Genomic DNA, 2,718 nt, shown 5'->3' with positions numbered 1-2,718 from the left:
CGCATCGCCTCGAGCGAGCCGGGCGCGGTGGCGTCGGCGAAGCGTTCCTCGACCAGCTCGTCGGTCACCAGCGCCTGGTTGACGACCATCGTCGAGATGAACGCACGCAGCGCCTCACGGCTCGGGTTCATGCTGAAGTCCATCAACCGCTGGACGCCCTCGGTGGGGTCGGCGTGGAAGAGGTTCACCGACAGGCCGCCAGGACCCATCAGCACGAGCCGCCCGACCCGGTCGGGGTTCTCCAGCGCGAACCGCATCGCCGTACCGCCGCCCAGCGAGTTGCCGAGCAGGTGGATCTTCTCGATCTGCAGCTCGTCGAGCAGCTTGAGCAGGTACGACGCCGAGTGCCGGAAGTAGTTCGCCGTCACCTCCGGCTTGTCCGAGGAGCCGAAGCCCGGCTGGTCGACCAGCAAGGTGCGGAACTTCTCGGCGAAGCGCGGCAACGCGGAGCCGAAGTTGCTCCACGCCGACGCGCCCGGGCCGCCGCCGTGCAGCAGCACGAACGGCAACCCGCCACCCACCGAGGAGCCGCCATCGGGGCCGGCCTCGTAGTAGTTGAGCGTGATGTCGCCGGCCTTGGCTGACCGACGCGTCGCTTCCTTGCTGAAATCAGTCACGGTCAGTACATCCCCGGGTCGACCTTGTGGCCGAACTGCTGGGCGCCGTACATCTGGAGCGCCCGCTCGGGGTCGTTGGCCGCGTGGACCCGACCGGCGTGGGCATCGCGCCAGGCGCGCTGGAGGTAGGTTCCCTCGGCCAGCGCACGACCGCCGGACGCCTCGAAGAGCGAGTCGATCGCCTCGATCGCGCGGGAGGTGCCGAGCACCTGGTCACGGCGCACGCGCAGGCGCAGCTCGAGCGGGATCTGCTCGCCACGGGCGACGTACGCCTGCTCCTCGCGGATGTTGCTGATCAGCAGTGCCCAGGCCGCGTCGATCTCGGACGACGAACGCGCGATGCGGACGGCCGCAAAGGGGTCGAGCGAGGCCTTCTCGCCGAGGTACGCGGCACGGACGCGCTTCTGCTGCATGTCGACGTGCTCGGCGTACGCACCCTTCGCCATGCCGATGATCGGCGTGGCGATCGTCGAGGTGAAGATCGAGTGGAACGGCAGCTTGTAGAGGTCGCTGGTGTTCACGGCCTGGCCGGGACCCTTGCACGCGCCGGTCTCCCCCATCGAGAGCGTGAACGCCTCGGGGACGAAGACGTCGTCGACGACGATGTCGTTGGATCCGGTGCCACGCAGGCCGACGACGTTCCAGACGTCGACGATCTGGTACTTCTCCCGCGGCACCATGAACGTGCGGAAGTCGACGATCTGGCCCTCCGCGTTGAAGACGAGACCGCCGAGCAGGACCCACGCGCAGTGGTCACTGCCCGAGGAGAAGCTCCACTTGCCCGAGAGCGTGAAGCCGCCCTCGGTCAGCGTCGCCTTGCCGGTCGGGGCGTACGACGACGAGAGACGCACCGTCTGGTCGTCACCCCACACGGCCTGCTGCGCTTCATCGGCGAACAGGGCGACCTGCCACGGGTGGACACCCACGACACTGGACACCCAACCGGTGGCGCCGTCGGCCGAGGCGATGTCGCGCACGCCGGTGTAGAAGGCGACCGGGTCGGCCTCCATGCCGCCGTACCGCTTCGGCTGGAGGAGCCGGAAGAAGCCGGTCTCCTCGAGCTCCTTGATCGAGGCGTCCGGAATGACGCGCAGACGCTCGCCCTCTTCGGCTCGCTCGCGAATGGTGGGAAGCAGGTCACGCACGCCGTCAAGTACGGCGTTCACCTCGGGGGCGAAGTCCTGGTTCATTGGGGAGCTCCTGATTTCTGCGACAGTCCGTCAAGGTCAATAATAGAACACGTTCTAGTTTTGGCAAGTACTACACGCCAACGACCTCTGAGTCGCGTGCCTTCAACATCAGCGCGATGTCGATGAGTTGGTCCTCCTGGCCGCCGATCAACTTCCTGCGGCCGGCCTCGAGGAGGATCTGGGCGCCGGAGACGCCGTAGCGTTCGGCGGCGTTGCCGGCGTGCTTGAGGAAGGAGGAGTAGACCCCGGCGTAGCCCATCATCAGCGTCATCCGGTCGAGCTGGCACTCCTCGGGCATGGCCGGCTTGATGACGTCCTCGGACGCGTCGACGATCTTGAGGAAGTCGACCCCCGTGGTCCAGCCGAGCTTGTCCGCAACCCCCACGAACGCCTCCAGCGGCGTGTTCCCGGCACCGGCACCGAAGCGCCGGACCGACCCGTCGATCTGGGTTGCTCCCGCACGGGCGGCGATCACGGTGTTCGCGACCCCCAGGCCGAGGTTCTCGTGGCCGTGGAAGCCCACATCGGCCTGGTGGCCGATCTCCGCAACGACCGCAGAGACGCGGTCGGCGGTCTGTTCCATGATCAACGCACCCGCCGAGTCCACGACGTACACGCACTGGCACCCGGCGTCGACCATGATCCGCGCCTGCTTCGCCAACACCTCAGGCGACTGCGTGTGGGACATCATCAAGAACCCGACGGTCTCCAGACCCAGGTCGCGGGCCAGGCCGAAGTGCTGGATGGACACGTCGGCCTCGGTGCAATGCGTCGCGACCCGGCAGATCTGGCCCCCGTTGTCCTGGGCGGCGCGGATGTCGTCCTTGGTGCCCAGGCCCGGCAGCATCAGGAACGCGATCTTGGCTCGCTTGGCCGTCTCGGCCGCGATCTTGATGAGCTCCTGCTCCGGG

The 2,718-nt window shown here is 67.6% G+C and carries 3 protein-coding genes; all 3 read right to left on the bottom strand.

The window, feature by feature from the left end:
- A partial coding sequence (locus tag ACOADB_RS10605) for an alpha/beta fold hydrolase (RefSeq protein ID WP_378598003.1) occupies positions 1-617 on the bottom strand: 617 nt, incomplete at its 3' end.
- A gap of 2 nt (positions 618-619) precedes the next feature.
- On the bottom strand, positions 620-1,807 hold the full coding sequence (gene hsaA / locus ACOADB_RS10600) for a 3-hydroxy-9,10-secoandrosta-1,3,5(10)-triene-9,17-dione monooxygenase oxygenase subunit (RefSeq protein ID WP_378598001.1): 1,188 nt from the start codon (positions 1,805-1,807) through the stop codon (positions 620-622).
- 70 nt (positions 1,808-1,877) lie between these two features.
- Positions 1,878-2,718: 4-hydroxy-2-oxovalerate aldolase (gene dmpG / locus ACOADB_RS10595; RefSeq protein WP_378597999.1), on the bottom strand; the 841-nt coding region annotated here is incomplete at its 5' end.

It is taken from the genome of Nocardioides sp. CPCC 206348, assembly GCF_048654705.1.
Lineage (GTDB): Bacteria > Actinomycetota > Actinomycetes > Propionibacteriales > Nocardioidaceae > Nocardioides.
Note: the sequence above shows the minus strand (reverse complement) of the source record. Positions and strands in the feature narration are given on the sequence as shown.